This is a genomic window from Bacillus sp. J14TS2, assembly GCF_018333015.1.
GTDB lineage: Bacteria > Bacillota > Bacilli > Bacillales > Bacillaceae_C > Lederbergia.
In genome coordinates, this window is sequence record NZ_BORE01000063.1 from 1 (window position 1) to 357 (window position 357).

Below are 357 nucleotides of genomic sequence, written 5' to 3' on the forward strand. Positions count from 1 at the left end.
CGCATCTTGCCATAGCACTCGGAATAGAGATGATTCAAATTGGATACAAAGTAAAATTTATAACCGCCTCTCAATTAGTAGAGGAACTTTTAATGGCTAATGAGGAGCATAAACTTGGCGCATTTGATAAGAAATGGCTCAAATTCGATGTGATCATTATAGATGAACTTGGATACGTACCTTTTTCCAAAACGGGAGCAGAATTATTATTCCAATTTTTTTCAAGCCGATACGAACGCGCTAGCGTTATGATCACAACGAATCTTGAATTTACAGAGTGGACAAACCTTTTTGGAAACGAAAAAATGACGGCAGCATTACTTGATCGTCTTACCCATCGCTCACACATCCATTTGC

Annotated in this window: 1 protein-coding gene; it reads left to right on the forward strand. The window is 38.4% G+C overall.

Annotation, left to right across the window (positions count from 1 at the left end; genetic code table 11):
• Positions 1-357, forward strand: a 357-nt coding sequence (locus KI375_RS27085) for an ATP-binding protein (RefSeq protein WP_212976445.1), incomplete at both ends; no start/stop codon positions are given.